Source organism: Cytobacillus solani, assembly GCF_006704205.1.
Taxonomy (GTDB): domain Bacteria; phylum Bacillota; class Bacilli; order Bacillales; family Cytobacillaceae; genus Cytobacillus; species Cytobacillus solani.
On the sequence record NZ_CP041305.1, the window covers coordinates 2,452,198 to 2,470,910 of the forward strand.

The window sequence follows — 18,713 nt, forward strand, 5'->3', positions numbered from 1 at the left end:
TCATGGGCGAGTTAAGTAGAGCATCTTATATTAGAGAGTATCGGGGAAAGCTTTTTATTTTAGCTATCTTTCTTATTTGTTGTTTCATATTATCTTTCGCCCTTGGAAGATATCCAGTCGGGCCGTTAGAACTGTTTAAGGTTTTCGCTTCAAAGGTTATTCCATTTGAACCATCTTGGACTATTGAGGTAGAAACAGTCATTTTTCAAATACGTCTTCCGAGGATTTTAGCAGCTGTTATGATCGGGGCTGCCTTATCTTGTGCAGGGGCAGCATATCAGGGATTATTTCAAAATCCGATGGTCTCACCTGACCTATTAGGTGCATCTGCAGGAGCAGGATTTGGTGCAGCACTAGCCATCCTTCTTGGCTTAAGTAAATACAGTATTGCCCTATCGGCATTTTTCTTTGGGATGCTGACAGTTTTCTTAGTATGGATAATCAGTTCACGTGTAAAGAATAACCCGTCACTCAGTCTTATTCTAACAGGTATAATGGTAGGTTCTTTATTCTCTGCTGGTCTTTCTTTCATTAAACTCATAGCAGACCCGAATAATGAACTCCCTGCCATTACCTATTGGCTAATGGGAAGTTTATCATCGATACGCCAGCAAGACTTACTGCTATGTGCAATCCCTATATTGTTGGGATTAATTCCATTAATGTTTTTGCGATGGAAAATAAATGTTATGACAATGGGCGAGGAAGAGGCGCAAACAATGGGGGTGAATACGAAAGTCATTCGTATTCTCGTTATTGCATGTGCCACTTTGGCAACAACAGCAAGTGTATCTGTTAGTGGAATGATTGGTTGGGTTGGTCTTGTCATTCCTCATTTTACACGCATGATAGTTGGTTCTGATTATCGTGTTTTAATTCCAGCATCCATGCTGCTTGGAGCAAGCTTCTTATTAATTGTTGATAATTTCTCAAGGCTATTAGCTACACAGGAGATTCCATTAGGCATATTAACAGCTTTCGTTGGAGCCCCATTTTTTATGTATTTGATCTTACGAGAGGGTAATAGACGATGATAATAGAAGTGAAGGAACTAAGCTTTAATTATAAGCAAAGAAAAATATTGGATAACATCACCTTCTCTGCCCATTCTAAAAACCTGATATGTGTCCTTGGTCCAAATGGTGTTGGGAAAAGTACATTATTCCGCTGCATGCTCGGACTAACAAAAGGGTATCAAGGTGAGATCTTGATAGAAGGGAGGAATATTAAAAAGATGCGAATAGCGGAGCTTGCAAAGAAGATTGCTTACATTCCGCAATCTCATCATCCAACTTTCAACTTTACTGTTTTAAATACAGTATTAATGGGCCGAACGATCCATCTTAAAGGTGTTTCCAATCCGAATATAGAGGATGAAAAGGAAGCGCTGCACGCATTGGATATGCTTGGAATTTCTCATTTGCGTAACCGTGGATATGCAGAAATCAGCGGGGGTGAAAGACAATTAGCATTAATTGCCCGTGCCATTGTGCAAAAGGCAAAGATTCTTGTGATGGATGAGCCGACAGCCAATCTTGATTATGGGAATCAAATTCGTGTGATGATGCATGTAAAGAAACTTGCGCAAGAGGGGTATATTGTCATTTTATCAACACATAATCCAGAACATGCTTTTTTATATGGAACAAAGGTACTATTGATGTTCAATGGGGAGATTATTCAAAGCGGCTGCCCGAAAGAAATAGTGACAGAGGCATTGCTTGAGCAATTATATGGCGTACATGTAAAGCTCGAGGACATCAAGACAGAGGCTGGAGATGTCCGAGTTATTGTTCCGAATCTAATGAATAGACAAACTTAATAGTTCCTAAGTTAAATAGGAATTCAATATGGAGGAAGCGTTTAATGAATCAAGTTAGAAAAATGAGTTTATTATTTTTAGTAATTATATTTGTAATTGGAGGAATGGCTGGCTGTAACTCAAACAATTCTGCCAAAAAAGCAGCAAATGAGGAAAATCAAGAAATTCAAGAGAAGGCAAAACAGCCAGAAGAACAAACTACACGTAAATTTACTGATTCTGTTGGACGAGAAGTTGAAATTCCGGCTAATATAACAAAAATTGCCCCATCTGGACCTTTAGCTCAAATGGTATTATATTCAATTGCACCTAAAAAGTTAATAGGCTGGGCGAGAAAACCTGGGGAGGCTGAAGCAAAATATTTTGATCAAAAGATATTAAATCTTCCTACATTTGGCATGTTTTACGGGGACACGTTTAATTTAGAGGCATTAATTGCAGCGAAGCCAGATGTCATTATTGATATTGGGGAAGCGAAGAAAACGGTTAAAGAGGATATGGATGAAATCCAAAAGAGCACAGGCATCCCTACTATATTTGTTGAAGCAAAATTAGATACCATTCCTCAATCTTATCAAATTTTAGGTGATATTCTAAATGAAAAGGAACAGGCAGAGGCACTTTCGTCTTATAGTGAAGCTGCGATAAATGATGCAAAGGAAATTTCCTCTTCAATTCCAGAGAAGGAGATTGTCACTCTATTTTATGGAATAGGTGACAATGGATTGAATACGAATGGAAAAGGCTCTTTCCATGCAGAAATATTTGACTTTGTAGGTGTAGAAAATGTAGCCGTATTGGATCAAGCAGCAAGCAAAGGAGGAGGAAATGAAGTCTCAATGGAACAGCTGCTGTTTTGGCAGCCAGAAGTCATTATTTTTGCACCTGATAGTGTTTATGAAGAGGTTACAGCAGGTGACCCATTATGGAAAGATTTAAAAGCAGTTCAAACTGGTAAAATCTATGAAGTTCCAGAAGGACCGTATAATTGGCTAGGCTTTCCGCCATCCGTTAACCGAGTATTAGGAATGAAGTGGCTAGGAAATCTCATTTATCCTAATTTATATACATACGATATGATTAAAGAAACAAAAGAATTTTATCGTATGTTCTATCATTATGATTTAACGGATGAAGAAGCAGGCGAACTCCTTTCCCGCTCAACATTAAAATAATCTAAGAGATAGCAAGAGATATCTTCTTGCCATTTTTTGCACGTGAAGAAAGTAGAAATCTTCAGCAAAAAGTTTATTCGACGTTATCAAAAACATAAGGAAATAAGTATAGGTGCAGCTGCACCTCTGTCTTCGTTTTTTCAAGACTCGCCAATCGGCGAGTTTTCTTTATTTATTTCATCTTGCAATAGGTTTTGTGTGGACATTTTGGTAGAATAAAGAGTAATAGATATTGGAAATATCGAATATTTCTTATGGAAATTTATTAATAGAGGTTGGTGGCTATGGTGGCTCAAGAATGGCTGATTGAAATCGCAAAGGGAGCGGGTAAGTTTTTTCTTCATCCTGTATTCTATTATCTCTTCTTTTTAGCTGCTATTTTAGGCGTTTCCCGGGTGAAACGAGAGAGGGGCAATTTTCATGTTCGAGCGGAGAATGCATACTTTGAGTTGAGACAGCTCCTTCCGCTAGGTTTATTCATTGGAGTTGTATTGTCTCTGATTTCAATTGCGGCAGGTCTTGTTATTCCGCTGGAAACCATTGTCTTTACAGCGATATTAACCATATTGTGGAGTTTCACAACAAAGATTCGCTGGATGGCACCCGCTTATACGTTAGGGTTTGCCTTTTTTGCAACAATCTTTGCGGTCGAACAAGAATGGCCGCTTCCATCTATCTTCACATCTATTTCTGATGCGAAGCCATCTGTTTTTCCAGCAATCGCTGTCCTTTTAGCCTTGCTATTGATTGGGGAAGGAATTCTTATTTTCAAAAATGCGCGAAAGGGAACCTCTCCTAAGCTAATAAAAAGCAAAAGAGGCCAAAGGGTTGGGATCCATGAGGTAAAACGGCTATGGATGATCCCACTGTTTTTGGTCATTCCAGGTGAAGTACTTAAGAGTCCTTTTGAATGGTGGCCCGTTTTCTCAATAGCTGGGCATTCGTATTCTATCCTTCTAGTCCCGTTTGCTATCGGCTTTTTCCAGCAAATTCAAGGAAATCTTCCAAGCAATGCGATAAAGGCAACTGGGAAAAAAGTGATTTGGCTTGGCTCGATTATCTTACTCTTATCCATTGCCGGCTATTGGTCGCCAATTGCTTCGATTGCGGTCGTAACCATTGCGATTGTTAGCAGGGAGATTATTACATTAAGACAGAGAATGGCAGACGAAAATCGTCCTTTCTTTTTTTCGAAAAGAAATCATGGTGTGATGGTTTTAGGGATTATTCCGCAATCTCCAGCTAGTTCTATGGGATTAAAGGTTGGAGAGATAGTTACGAAGGTGAATGGGATTCATGTCCATGACAAAATCGGCTTCTATGAAGCCCTTCTGAAAAACCGTGCCCATTGTAAGCTGGAAGTGCTTGATACAAATGGACAAATTCGCTTTGCCCAGCGTGCTTTATATGAAGGCGATCATCATGAGCTTGGCATCCTTTTTGTGCAGGAGGAGAGGAATAGGGGCAGTGAAGCAGTTTAACTGTAAATCTTCATAAACTTCCGGAATGAAGGCATATTTATCCGGAAAGGAATTCAAAATTTTTCGGAATGGATTAGCCCCTTTAATTTCTTATTTCAATTGTAAATTCAAAATAGGGTGAGGAGATAGTATCTATGGTACAAGAAACTAATCGTTCTACTAGATTGTTATTACTAGCTCCCCCATATACTTATGAAAGTTTTGAAGGTTATATATTGAGATTAACTCATGAAAATAATTATGATTCCTCAGTTTGGATTTACCAACTTATAAAGCAAGTGGGAAAAAACAAATACACTACTAAGCAATCTTCTTTAAATGAAAAAATCAATTCGCTCAGTATGATAGGATTAAAACACGAAGAAATTCAAATTTTAAACTGGGGTTTAGAATATGATAATGTAGTTTCTACATTTTATCGCCAAAGTTTTAAATGTAAAATTTGTCCTCTTTGTTTGAATGAAAATGGTTATTATAGTGAGTTGTGGAATTATCTTTTTGTTACTTCATGTCCAAAGCATAAATGTTTACTGGTAGTAAATTGTCAAAAGTGTGATCGATACTTAACATGGAGCAGAGGACACCTATTTAAATGTGGGTGTGGATTTGATATTAGGAAGAGTAAAATTATTAATAGTAATGAGGCTAATAATGAGTTTTCATCATTAGTCTCAACAAAGCTTTATAATAATGCTATTTTTACGAATGAGGTTAATCCACTTTACAATATTAATAATGAAAATATTTTTAGATTAATAAATTTCTTTGCTATGAGAGTATTTAGAAATGGAAAATCCATTAGGAAATTACCTCTTACTAAAATGGAAAATGAGGAAATAGATCGGATTGTAAGTGATGTTTTTAACATTTTTACCGATTGGCCAAATAACTATTTTCTATTCTTGGATTCTATAGAAAATGATGTTAAAAAAGGGGTTGTACGAAAATTCGGTTCCTTCTATCGTAATATTTTGGAAAATTATAATGACTTTCCTTTTCTATTAGATGCGTTTAAATACTATTTAATTCTAAATAAAAGTAAGTATATATCAGTAAACTATCTTAAGTTAATTAATCAGGATAAAAGCCTTAGAACAGATTTGACAGGAACCCAGGCAGCAGAATTTCTTGGCATGAAAGTCACAACAATTAAAAAGCTTCTAAAAAACGGCGTCTTAAAAGGGATTGAAAAAAGAATAAGCAGTAAACACAACATGAGCTTGATTGATATCGATAGTATAATGGTGCTGAAAGAAAAATTGAAAAGTTGGTATTCTGTAAACAAAACTAAAGAAATCCTTAATTTAAGTGAGACACTGTTATATGATTTCTTGGAGTTACTGGAATTTATTGAAGTTCCCCAAAAAAATGGAGCAGTTAGAAGATATTTTAATCCAGATAGTGTAAATGGTTTATTAAAACAAATTGATAGTATGATTATTTATAGTCAAAATGAAAAATTATTATCACTTGATTATTCAGTAAAACTTTTGAATTCAATTACTAAAAGCTATAGTTATCTTGATATTATCAAAGATATTCTAAATAAGAATTTAATTCCAAGAGGGAAAGAATCTTCTATAGTTGGAATCAGAAGTTATCTATTAAAGGAGTACGAAGTCTTAAATTTTGGACATAGAGAACTTAAACGACAAAATAAGGATACATATTCAGTTAAAGAAACAGCAACTTTGATAAATTTTAAAAGTTCTGATATGTGGTCTTTATTTAACAGGGGATTTATAAAGAAAGTGGATAACTCCAAATCTGCAAGGATACATAAAGAGGAAATTGAAAGATTTAACAAAACATATATAGATTTAAAAAATATAAAAAAACAATATGATTTTCCTTTTGAACCAACATTAAATAACTTACAAAAGCGTGGCATTCAGCCTGTGATGGGTCCTAAATATGATGGTGGTAGAAAATACTTATTCCTAAAGGAATCAATTGAAGGGCTGGCTAAGGTTAAGTAATTAAAACAGAGTTCAAGTTATGATTTTTTAAAAAAATCCGTAAGACTCCATTAAGGTTAGGATTTACATTATAATGTATAAAATTACGGATGGAAAAAGACTTATGATACATACAAATTTATTATAAAGTGACGTTGATAAAACATAGCCTTACTAAATTCGCTTTCTATTTAAATTTAGAATGCAATAAACTAGATATAGAAAATAGATGATCAAAAATAAAACTAATGTAAAAAAATATCAATAATCTTACTGGGCATTTAATATAACCTTTACCAAATTTGATTGAATTCAAAAATGGAAACATGTGCTTTGGAAAATATATAATTACCCAATCTAATTGGTGGTTTTTCGAATGAAATGGATAAATAACGTAACTCTAAAAGCAAATAAGCCTTGAAACAAGTTTTTTCGATTATTTCAAGCTGAATACCTTAATATTGTAAAAAAAAGAGTATTGACGAATAAAGTCAATTTTCTAGATATATATTTTGCCAAAAGGCATAAACTAATGCACATTTCGAGTAGAAAAAGGATTAGTTAATGGGCTAATCCTTTAAAAGTATTTAAAATAACAATAATTCATGATGCTGCTTTAGCATATGAAGTGGATAAGGATGATTCACAAACGATTCAAATGTAACCGTGATGTTTCTCAATAAATGAACCGCATAAGCCATTTGGTCTTTGTTGACTTCCTTTCCCTTGATGGATTGGAATTGAAGCTTAATTGGGACACGGTTGACATACATCTTATTGTAATCTAATTTACTCATGAAACTATTAGCTTTTGTATCAGTTGGCATCTTTGCGGCTATCGATACATATCCATCGTTGGTACGTGCTAAATAGGTTCCCTTTGATGGAAGTTCATTATTTTTAAAGTAAGATACATACGGTACATTCGATGTATTAAATTCATATGTCATGAAAGTAAACCCTCGTTCACTATCGTTTGCTGTACATAAGTGCTTCTCAAAGATAACAATCGGTTCAGCATTTTCTATTGATTGAATACAACCTCTCCAAAACAATGAGAAGTTTCGTTTATCTCGTTGAACTAACCTCCGTTGATGACTAAGAGTAAGATAGGTCAATGATTCCTCTAATGTAAGCCAATTCGATTGCTCATATTTAACGTGCATCATTCCTTGATGGTACCGAGCAATAGTGTAAATAAATCTTTTAGCCCGTCCATGGCCGATTTCTAACACATAAGGCATATAGAATACATAGTGATTTAATACCGCTTCAGAGGATTGAATATGTTGGTTTAAAAACCCTTTGGTGGCTAAGATGTCTTGGATTGATTTAAGTAATCTATTAGATAAATTGACATCCTTTCCATAAAAGCATTGCGTCAACATATTTCTTTCCAAGAACCCTAATTTCACTGATTGTTTGGGGTCAGTATGAGCGTTGTAGCTTTCATACTCGCCTATCTCTACTAACGCATGTGAAATAGCAGGAGAAGGTGAAATAAGGGCTTTAAAACGTTCTATTCGCTTTAGGGTGGCATCCCGGTATTCATTGAAGGACGAGCATTCTAATGGACCAAACAACGTTGAGTCCCACTTATGGTAGATAAATTCAATCGCAAAGTCTTGTAAGAAACTTTCATCTGAACGAGAAATGACATCAAATCGATTTTCCTGTTGTGAAGATGGCTCAACCTTATAGTTAGAACCACCATTTTGTTTTTCTCTTGAAAATAACGTTTCAATTGCTGCTTTTACTTCTTCTTGTATCATAGTTCGAGTGGAATACACATGAATGGGAATCACTTGATCCCACAAATGTTCTTTTTGTGTATTACTTACATCTACTCTAATGTGTCCACCTTTATAAGAGGTACTTACATTTGGTGCCTCCCAATCCTCTTCTCTTAATTTTTTGAGTGGATGTAAGAGGGGAAGTGTAGGAAAAATAGATTGTATCATCAAAAATAGATTGTAATGGTCAACTGTATTTAAGCCCACTTCTAGGTAATTACCATTCTTATTTTTATCTTCTGCAACATAAGGAATTAAGACCATTGTATTGGATGAATCTTGATATTGGTCAAGAGATGATAAAATCGTTTCTAATGGATCTAATTCTAAGCGGTTTCGTTTTAACCATTCTATTGTTGCACGTTCATGAGTGAATCGAGCCGATTGTCCGCTTTTCGCAATGGATAACCGCAGCATGTGAGGTGATTTCCATATTGGATTTACCACATAAAAGGAACGGTCATCGTACGATTTCTTTTTTGAATTGTAATGGAACCGCTTCTTAGGGTGTAGTCCCACCAGCCAACGACGTAATGAAAAATACACATGAACGTGCCAATCGTCGACGGAACGAACCACTTCAAGACGACCAACAATAGAAGCTTTTAATGGGGTTTTGGCATCTTCTTTTGATAAGGCAAGTGGATGGGATACCACTTCATATCCGCTTCCATTATGCGTTTTGTACCAAACAGTAGGGTAAGATGCATCGTTTCCTACTTGCTTAAAAGATGCAGGAATACCTGTTTCGATCATCCGAGTGGCTAGATACCCTTTCATAAATGCGGGAAAGGTACGAGTATCATGAAATAAAGATGCTACATCTACTTCCCAATAGGGCATTTTCGCTTGTTTCACTTCGGAAGGGATAAGCAACAGTGATTCTTCATCCTCTTCTAAACATCCCTCAATCCAGCGGTAAAACTCCCAATAGAGAAATTCCACTTCTTCTAAAGAGGTAAGTGAAAGATACATCCACGGTTCTGCTCCTTGCAACGAAGCAGAAGAAAGATGAATGGAGATAATAGAAGGATAACGACCTTCGATCATGGTTCGGAATTCTCCGAATTTGAAACGACTTTGATATTCGAAACTAAATGTATGCAAAAACGAAACCATTTCAACTGGTAAATAAATGGCAAACACCGATTGATCTTCAAATGCATCAGTTTTTAGAATAAATCCATGCGGTTGAATTAAATTCTTAGTAGTAGTAAGTGTCATACCTATTCCTTTCTGACAAAACCCTCTGCTCATGTTGAACAGAGGGGTCTATCCATTAATAATTTTTTGTATATGAATGATAAGTCGGTGTAAGAGCTTCTTCTAAACTTTCGATGAATGGTTGGTATAACTTATCTATAATCATATCATCACGTTGAGTGAGAATGTTGTTCCATTCTTCTAGCAAGTTATTATTCTTTTTATTTAAAGCTTCTGTTCTTCGATTGTACGAGAATTTTGCATCTACATAATGAACTCGTGCATCTGTATTTCCACGTAAAGTACGGCCAATCATCTGCCAAACATTGACGAACGTATACCAGGAAATGATCTCACGAATTTCTTCTTCTAAGGTGTCAAAAGCTTCTTCACTAGCAATGAGTTTTTCAAAAATTTCATTGGAGCGTTTCACCACATGTTGAATGCCATCTCCGAAGTACTTTTTATATCTTGCCGCTTCATCAACTAGAGCAGGTAGGTAACCATTCAAGATCGAAATGGCATTGGATACATTTTGTGTCACAAGGTACGGTCGAACCATAAACATGACCGAGCCGAAGTAAGAATAAAAGCTATTTTTCTTTAGAATGTTGTAGCCACGATTAATCGATTGGAGTGGTACGACTAATACATCAATGTCTTTATCCGCAGCATAAATTACTTCATCTCGTAAGATGTTTTCATTGGCTGAATGTTTAGTAATTGCCTGAACTTTATCTTGCAAAAAAGGAATTAACGCTTGATACACCCATTGAGCTTGAACATACGAATTGACCACTAGTAGAACTTTACGTCCTTTATTAATATCGTTTTCGTCAATTTGCCAATGATACAATTCTTGACGGATTAGGGGTACCATCTGTTGAGTTAATCGTTTCAATTGAATTTCTTTTTGTTCTTCCGAAACCCCCGAAATGAAAATCGGCTCATTCTCGTGATCCACAAACACATGAGAAAATTGTTCAATCGTCGAAGGGATTTCTATTTTAGATTCCAATAAATACGATATGGGTACATCTACATGGTAATGTGTGGAACCTACCGCATAACTTGTTCCTGACAAAAAGACAACACTCGTTTCTTGTTTATCACGATGTTGGTATAAAGTCCCCCAATTCGTTAATGAAGAACGACCTACTCCTAAGTATTGATAAACTTCAAAGGTACCATATTGTTGGTCTTTTGAACTCTCTTTGAAATAATATTGAAATCGTCTCATCGTAAGGGCATCGGGAATAAATGGCAAATATTTATAAATGTGTTGGTAAGTTACTTCAATAAACTCATCAAGATTACTATTGGTACGAATTTCAACGTAATCCTTTAATTCTAAAATGTTATAGAAACAAGTATCAAAGACATAAAAATACAGATAAAGCATGAACTTGGCTACATCATCTTCTTCTAGGATGGGTTGATTGATTCCATTTATATTTGGAAATACATGCTGTATTAAGAAAGTACGAATGACGCTCATTTCCATTTCGAATTTCTCTGCTTCTTTTCCTTCATATCTTGAATCCATTTTTATGGTTTCAACCTCATTTATTTGTGAGATAACCAATTTGAGATACTCTTCTGGATTAAAACGTTCTTGATGGAAAAACCATTGGAATAATTCGTTTTTCATGACATCTTCATCTTTGGGTAACTCGAACCATTTTCGAGTGACATTTGAAAGTAAAAGTTGCGGTGAAAAGGTGCGTTTTTTTAAGAATTTACGAACGGATTCTTTGTTTTGGATAAGTCCGAAAATAAGGTTTTTCGAACGATTGGCCAAATCTATATAATGAGCAAATCGACGGATGTTCGTATCATTTTGGATTTTTTGATTTTGGTCCAATAGTGCAAACGCGGTTTGGCGTAACTTTTCAAAGCTTTGTTCATGATTTCCGAAAAGTTTATTCGCTGTATTATACATCGCGTCAAAGGTATCTTGTATTCCATCCGCTTCATCTACGTAAATGACATCTAAATACATATTCATTAAATCATAATAGGTTTTATGATGAGGATTCATAAACGTATACGGAGCTGATTGTTGAATAGCAGCCGATGTCCCAATCCATACATCCGCCTCAGAGAGCTGGCGGTCAGCTTCAAACATCCCACAGGTTAAATAAAGTGGACATAGATACTTCTCTTTATTTTTGGATTCAGAAATTTGAAGTTTGGTACATGGATATTCTTTTAAAGGGATGGTTGGATCAGCATTTTTAGAGAAGGAATCCACAATGCAAACCCCACCAAAAAAGCTCAAAACGTAATTTAAAGCTAGTTCTGATAGAATGTGTTTATCTTCATCGGCCGTACGTGTGATTTTTTGAATGAACTGTTGTAAATGACTATCCATATTGTTTTTTCCAATAATCGGTACGGCTTTTATTCCTGTTAAATATAAATCATATACCCATTTCAACGTATCCGCTGTATTCATGGTGACAATTCCGCACTTATTGCCCTGTTGGACCAAACGGAATGTTTCTAAGTGAATAAACGTGGTTTTACCCGCTCCGACAAGTCCGGCGATACCGACTTGTGTATCATACTCTAAGGATTTTTTTGTTGAGTCTGTAGAATAAAGCGTGACATTTTTCTGTCGGTCTTGCCAATAAGTTGTATTGGTTTCTATTTTCCCTAGTGTTGCTGCCACTTCCATCCGTTTACGGTCCATGTCTTTTGCTACTTCATCCCAATGAGTATCACACTCTAAAGATAAAGTGAGTGTAGAACGTGGTTGTTTTTGTCGGCCATGAATTAAGAGGTGTGAACCTTCATTTAAAACTGAATTATCAAACTCTAGCCAATGAGATGGCATCCGATTAGGTTTGTTTCCAGCCAAATTATAGGTTTGATCAAAAACTTGCTGGTAATGTAAGGTAGTATAATACCCTTTTTTTTCATCGTTTTTATAACTTCGGAAAAACGAGATGGGCGTTGCACTCGTAGTAAATTCAGGAATAACAGGCTCTCGCACAATATGAGAGAACGTAAGCATTTTATCAAATAAGTTGAAGCGCTCTTGAATCACTGAGGGAATTTGTCGCTGTAACTGATCCTCATTCGGATCTACATTTTCCACGTCTTCGTATGCTCGAAGTAGAGTAGAGAAAGTTAGATAGCGATTAAATTTATATTTCCATGTTGTTTTAGATGAACGCTTTTTAAAGTAAACACGTAGTACTTGAACTTGTTCAAAATCAAGAGGTTCTGGAATTAATGTATCTATCCCCATAAACATAGAATAAACATTTGATGCGGTTAAGGGAATATTAGGGTAATTTTTTTGAAACGCATAACATGATAACTCGACTTCTGCTAACATCGTAAAGTCGGCATCGTCAATCACTGCTGTATCAAGTTGCTTCCATTCATCTTTAAAAGGTTGGAGGAACTCTCCCTGGGTTTTATATAAATAACGAAACATCGATAAGAGTTTAGGCATGATGTACCTCTCTATTCGTAATCTTTTTAACAATTTCTTTGAATCTCATGACACGTAAAGTAAGAGGGACCTGTTTATTAATGAAATCCACATATGCTTTTGATTTATGATCAGGTACCGCAATAATTGTTGTATGTGACTCATGATACTTTCCTTGACTCAATTCCTCTTCTAATTTGGACAATAGGTCATGGGAGATTCTGTAGTTTTTTACATCGATTAAGAAGGTATCTTCTTGAACCTTCACTTCTAAATCCCCATATCGCTCTAAATTTGGATATAGCTCCACCACTGCACCTTTTTTCTCTAGTCGTGTTTTTAATTCCATTTCCCATAAACCCGATATGACAGTTGAGAATTGTACTGCTTTTTTTGTACGAAACTCGGCATCTTGAAATAAAGACCCCATTGTATCGGAGACATCAAATTGTTTCTCACATTCTTCTGTTAAACAACGATAATGACTATCGGTAATTTTAGTCATTGTCCAACCACATCGCGGGCACAGAAGATAATGGTAGTTTCTAATAGGTTCATAACATTCTTCTAGGTAATTGGAAAGTTGAGTATCTAACAATCCCTTCATCATAAACTGCTTTAATTCCTGCTCATTTAGTACAGGATGTTCTTGAATAAACAACCGAAATTTAGTATAGAGTTTTTGGGCGTTATCTAGTTGATGTTGATATTGACGACAATAGTGTAAGGCTTTAGCCACTCCGCTACTTTGGAATTCAAATAATGATTCCTTCTCGGAATAGATATAATGACAATCATCGGTTAATCCATACGTATCTAAAAAACGAAAATTCTCTAAACCTAAGTTTTTTAATTCTTTTTTCGTAAAGATTCCTTCTCCCCATTCAGATAAAGGAAGTTGAAACAAGGTTAAGAGTTTTTGATAATTGTTTGGGAACAATTCACGATTACGGTAATCTATTCCACTGCCGATAAAACGACGCTCGGTACTTAAATATCTTTTTATTATTTCTGTATGTATTCGTTTTAATGGGGGGAACGTCGGTAATTCCGAGGGATTGCGTTCTAAATATTGTAGCGTTTCGGTTACTTCTAATACGAATTCAATTAAGTTTTTATTGAAATAATCCATACAAATTATCCTTTCAGCCATCTTAATTTACTTTTTATAGCAAAAATGGGTATAGTATTCAAAAAGCATTATATCATTAAAATGAATAGATTTAAGAAGTTATAAAGTACTAGACGTAAAAATAGTCTTACCTATGTGTTATTGATAGTGAGAGAAAAGGGGGAAAGAAAAGTACAATCCATCATTCGAAACGATGATTTCAACACATACTGAATTTAAGATTGACTTAGAATGGTTAATGATTTACCTGATCTAGTTGCTGTGTAGTACAACGATACAGTTCATTAAAAAAGAATATTTCACAAGTGGCACTTTTTTCTTAGATAGTAAAACATTTATTTCTAAAGCTAAAAATAATTCTTTAAAAGACAACGTTCTAATTCAAAATGAAGCTTCATGAATTGAAGGCCCGTTGACGAAAGGTCCATTTACTTGAGTTCTCCATTCTTTAATAACAATCAAAAGAAGAACACTTAAAGAAAATAATAGTGAAAAGACCGTCGACAAGGTATTGGAAAAGAAGTCAACAACCCAATCTAAAAATGTTGGTTCAAGCATTAATGGATTTATATTATGAAAAACGACACTAGAACATTCCACACAACTTGGAGAGCTTTTTTATCGTAAAATAGTAGCCTAATTTGTCCCTTTTTGTAATAATTGGAATTAATGACATTGATAGAGATTGGAGTAATGATAATTGATAAGCAAACGGACAATCCATACCTTTTATGACTTATTAACAGGCTATGGAACACTTGCAACCATACAAAAGCTCTTTGAATGTGAATACATTTTTGAAGCTGAAAATTATGTCTCCACTTTAAGTGGGCAAAGACGTTCACTTGCTGACTCTTACGTTTCTTCACTTGATTTAAAAAATCCTAGTGACTTGCGAAAATTGTTCAATGTAATAGAAATGTTTTATCTCGAAAATGAAGAAAACGAGTATTTTCAAAATGATACTACTCGGAAGCAATTTTTTAAATTGTTGGAACGTGACGGCTATACTTTTGTAAATGGAAAAGTTCAATATGAAAACACAACATATATTCCAAAAGAGCTTGAAAGCTTTACTGGGGAGTATAATATCGAACACGTTGAAAATGATTGGAAGAGAGCGTTAAGTCAAGCAAAGTCTGATCCAGAAGACGCAATCACTGCAACCAGAGCAATGGTTGAAAGTACGTTGAAATGGATACTGGACGACATTGAAGAAGAATATAAAGAAACGGACAATCTAAGTCAATTATACAAGAAGGTTGCTCAATTGCTAAACTTGTCTCCAGACCAACATGGAGCGGAAATTTTCAAACAAATACTAGGTTCAATAAATGGAGTTGTAACAGGACTTGGAGCCTTGAGAAATGCTTATGGAGACTCACACGGAAAAGGAAAAGTGTATTACAAACCAAGCGAGCGACACGCAAAATTTGCCATCAATTTAAGTGGAACACTTTGTATTTATCTTATAGAAACCTACATGATTAGTAGAAAGATCCCTTTTACTAAGTGAGCAAAATAAGGTGGGAATTTATGGCAGCAAAAGACGAACATTTAGCTCTCAGTTCTGGAATTGGACTAGCAGGATTGGCTGTTTCAAATTTTTGGGATTATAGTGCAGAAGCATTTTCTTGTTTCAAAGACGAAATTTTTGAGAGTATTGTTAAACCAAATAAATTGACGGCAGTTCATCACTATTTGTTTTTCTTTCAGGACATTGAAGATGAATTGGACAAAATTTATAAAAACGTAGACGATTTACAATGGATTTATAATTTTATGATAAGAACTCTTGAAGGAGTAAACTTGCAACCGAACATACCAACTCCAGACTTTGCTGGTTGTAGCGACGAATATCATGAAAAATGTAATTGTAGAGAAATCGTTGAGCAGCTAATGGAATATATAAATGAACACCAAGACAAAATTGATGAACTAATCGTTCACGCTGCGTTTCAATTCATTTTTCAAGATAGAAAGTTCTTGCATGATTTTCATTTGGAGCTTTCTGCATTTATACAAGAATACATGGAAGAAATCGAGGAACAATTTCCAGAGTATGTTACTAATAAGAAACGGATAAAACGAGTTTATTTCCCAAAATGGTTGACCGACGCTGTTTTTTATCGAGACAAAGGAACTTGTTCAAATCCAGAATGTCGTTGTGACCTTTCTAACTTGATCAGAACACAAAACACAAAGCATATTGACCATATTGTTCCTTTGGACTTGTATGGCAGCAACGACGCTTCAAACTTTCAATTGTTGTGTGAACCGTGTAATACTTCAAAAGGAGCAAGGTCAACAGCAAGTAGTTCAGTAAATGCACCATATTGGAATATAGAAAAACAAAGTAAAGTGTAAGGAGTGGAGAACGTATGAGCGAACAACTTCAAGTAAATGTGTGGTTATCTAAACATAAAAGAGAGCGATACATTTTCATTTATTAAAAATTACAAGAAAAGTTTGCTACTGCAATGGAAACCCTTTTCAATGATATTGAAGGTTCTGCAAACAAATACAAAGAGAAAATGGTTGAAGAATATGGGACAGCTTACAATTATGAAGTAGTTGATCCTAGCGACATATTTGAAAATATCGAAATGGAAACTTACGAATTTTATAAATCTGAAAAACTCATGGAATATAATTTCCACTTGTCGTTGTTGGCTACAACATACCAGATTTTTGAACAACAATTGAGAGGTTTTATCTACTCGGAGCTAAACCATAGAATGAGCCCGATAAGAACAAAAGATGGATTTTCAAAGTTTAGTTTTAATATGGGTCAATTAAAAGAAGCATACGAATTTTTAAATTACGATTTGACAAAGACTTGTCAATGGGAAACTGTTGAACTATTAGCTGATCTTGTAAATACATACAAGCATGGTGACGGACGTTCTGCTACTAGGTTATATAATAAGAACCCAGACTTGTTCTTAAAAGGTTACTTCGGTGACGAGAGACTCATGGACGTTGAACTAACAACCAATGCTGAGATTGTTTTCGATATTGAGAAAGTTGGTTTTGATAAGTTCACCAAGGTTATTATTGAGTTTTGGGAGGACTTTCCTGAACACTTAAGTCCAGTTGTCGAAGTTGATTAAACGGAAGACTAAAATCTAAATTTTTTTGATTAAAGTGCCTGATCCCCGATTCAGTCAAGTATTACTGCACTGGGGGGCAGGTATTTTTTCAAAATTAATTAGCTTCTTACTGGGTTAAAAGTTCTGATAGGGACAATCGGTTCTTGTGCTAAAAGGGGGGGATGTTGAACAAGGGTTGGCATTTATAGCTGTATCTTTTGTTGCACAGTACAAAGACTGTTCAATAGAAGAGGTTATTCGGCAATCGGGCGCGTAAACGAAGAAGGATTAACGCTATTTCTATTAAAGTTATTGTATTAATGGGAAGTTTTGTGCAGGAACGACATTTAGTGAAACTTTGCATTTACTGTATTCGTAATATTGAATAAAAGGGGGTTGTACAAGTGAACGACACAATTTGTTATAATCTTCTATCTTATTTATTCCTTTGAATATTCATAGTATAAATCCAAAAATTAATATAATGGGGTAGGAACTTGTGTTGAATAATGTTGACGATTTTATTCAGATGTTAAGTTTAGGTACTGATTCAGAATTAGAATTGAATGCTATGAAAGAAAAAAAAGTTGTTTACAGAAAGCAATTAGGCAGATTACTAAGTCAAAGTAGAAAGAATGCCAAAGAAGTAAAGTGCTTTTATTGTGGTGAAAGATGTAGTAGCTTTTGTAATTCACATTCTATACCTGCTTATTTTCTGAGAAACATTGCTGTAGAGGGAGACATATACAATAATAATAAATTAGTAAGTTTACCATTATTAGATAATGATAATGGTGTAAACCAGTCGGGAACTTTTCAATTAATTTGTCGAGAATGTGATAGTAAAATCTTTAGTGATTATGAGAATCCAGATAATTATAAAGATGTACCGACAGCAAAAATGATTTCTCAGATTGCTATGAAAAATTATTTAAAAAGTATAAGTAAGAGAAAGTTTGAAATTGCATTATATGATAACATGTACGAAAGCTTTGGGCTTCGGTATGAACTTTATAAACAGAAGCAGATAATAAATAATTTAGATTTAAAGGAATATACTGAAGATTTTAATCGAGCAAAGAAGATAGATAAAAAAGGATGGGATAATGAGTATTACTTAATTTATCATCAAAAAGTAGATTATGTTGTTCCAATGGCTTTCCAAAGTAATGTTGCATTAATGATAGACATTGAAGGGGGTATTATTAATGATATATATAATGATTCTCCCGATTATAGAATTAAAGCTATCCATATATGTGTGTTCCCACTAGAGAATTCAAGTGTCATTATGATGTTTATTGATTCAAAAGATAACAAGAGATACAGAGCATTTTATAAGCAATTTAGAAAATTGTCTGTTAAAGATAAATTAGCTGCAATAAACTATATAATATTTAACTATTCCGAAGATGTATTTATTAACAAAGAGGTTAATGATGATATATTGAAACATAAGGGATTAATAGATGCAAGTAGAAAATCATTTGATGTATTAACAACGAATCCAAATGTTGATACTGCATTAGTTGGAAGTAATGTGGATTTTTCAAATATGAATGAAATCCCCAATTTACTCTTGGAAGAGTTTAAAATTCGATAATATATCAGA

General features: G+C 34.7%; 12 protein-coding genes. 9 read left to right on the plus strand and 3 right to left on the minus strand.

Annotated elements, in window-relative coordinates:
• Positions 1 to 2 precede the first annotated feature (2 nt).
• The 5 genes from FI644_RS12325 to FI644_RS12345 all read left to right on the plus strand — a co-directional run bounded on the left by FI644_RS12325 (position 3) and on the right by FI644_RS12345 (position 6,457).
• Entirely contained in the window at positions 3 to 1,034 is a 1,032-nt protein-coding gene (locus FI644_RS12325; RefSeq protein WP_142108411.1) for a FecCD family ABC transporter permease, read from the plus strand.
• Entirely contained in the window at positions 1,031 to 1,822 is a 792-nt protein-coding gene (locus FI644_RS12330) for an ABC transporter ATP-binding protein (protein WP_053478775.1), read from the plus strand. The genes FI644_RS12325 and FI644_RS12330 overlap by 4 nt, the downstream gene beginning before the upstream one ends.
• 44 nt (positions 1,823 to 1,866) lie before the next feature.
• Positions 1,867 to 2,997 (plus strand): ABC transporter substrate-binding protein, encoded by a 1,131-nt coding sequence (locus FI644_RS12335; RefSeq protein ID WP_142108412.1) that lies wholly within the window; start codon positions 1,867 to 1,869, stop codon positions 2,995 to 2,997.
• A gap of 287 nt (positions 2,998 to 3,284) precedes the next feature.
• Positions 3,285 to 4,478: a PDZ domain-containing protein gene (locus FI644_RS12340; RefSeq protein WP_056687307.1), complete on the plus strand. Its 1,194-nt coding sequence runs from the start codon at positions 3,285 to 3,287 to the stop codon at positions 4,476 to 4,478.
• A gap of 134 nt (positions 4,479 to 4,612) precedes the next feature.
• The gene (locus FI644_RS12345; RefSeq protein WP_142108413.1) at positions 4,613 to 6,457 is read left to right on the plus strand and encodes a TniQ family protein; all 1,845 of its coding nucleotides are present in this window, start codon (positions 4,613 to 4,615) and stop codon (positions 6,455 to 6,457) included.
• A gap of 566 nt (positions 6,458 to 7,023) precedes the next feature.
• On the opposite strand, the gene FI644_RS12350 is transcribed toward FI644_RS12345, so the two are convergent.
• From FI644_RS12350 to FI644_RS12360, 3 genes are read right to left on the minus strand one after another with little or no spacing between them, the layout of a single operon-like run.
• Positions 7,024 to 9,453: a hypothetical protein gene (locus tag FI644_RS12350; protein WP_142108414.1), complete on the minus strand. Its 2,430-nt coding sequence runs from the start codon at positions 9,451 to 9,453 to the stop codon at positions 7,024 to 7,026.
• Positions 9,454 to 9,508: 55 nt separating this feature from the next.
• Positions 9,509 to 12,898, minus strand: a complete 3,390-nt coding sequence (locus FI644_RS12355) for a hypothetical protein (RefSeq protein ID WP_142108415.1) — start codon at positions 12,896 to 12,898, stop codon at positions 9,509 to 9,511.
• Entirely contained in the window at positions 12,891 to 14,009 is a 1,119-nt protein-coding gene (locus FI644_RS12360; protein WP_142108416.1) for a restriction endonuclease-related protein, read from the minus strand. The genes FI644_RS12355 and FI644_RS12360 overlap by 8 nt, the downstream gene beginning before the upstream one ends.
• Before the next feature lie 700 nt (positions 14,010 to 14,709).
• Between FI644_RS12360 and FI644_RS26820 the strand changes: the two genes are divergently transcribed.
• The 4 genes from FI644_RS26820 to FI644_RS12380 all read left to right on the plus strand — a co-directional run bounded on the left by FI644_RS26820 (position 14,710) and on the right by FI644_RS12380 (position 18,704).
• Positions 14,710 to 15,525, plus strand: a complete 816-nt coding sequence (locus FI644_RS26820) for an abortive infection family protein (protein WP_142108417.1) — start codon at positions 14,710 to 14,712, stop codon at positions 15,523 to 15,525.
• A 20-nt stretch (positions 15,526 to 15,545) separates the two neighbouring features.
• Positions 15,546 to 16,376 carry an HNH endonuclease gene (locus tag FI644_RS12370; protein WP_142108418.1) on the plus strand — a complete coding sequence of 277 codons (831 nt, stop codon included), beginning with the start codon at positions 15,546 to 15,548 and terminating at the stop codon, positions 16,374 to 16,376.
• 113 nt (positions 16,377 to 16,489) lie between these two features.
• Positions 16,490 to 17,122, plus strand: coding sequence for a hypothetical protein (locus tag FI644_RS12375; protein WP_142108419.1), 633 nt, complete (start codon positions 16,490 to 16,492; stop codon positions 17,120 to 17,122).
• Positions 17,123 to 17,600: 478 nt separating this feature from the next.
• Positions 17,601 to 18,704 carry a hypothetical protein gene (locus tag FI644_RS12380; protein ID WP_142108420.1) on the plus strand — a complete coding sequence of 368 codons (1,104 nt, stop codon included), beginning with the start codon at positions 17,601 to 17,603 and terminating at the stop codon, positions 18,702 to 18,704.
• Positions 18,705 to 18,713: the final 9 nt, after the last annotated feature.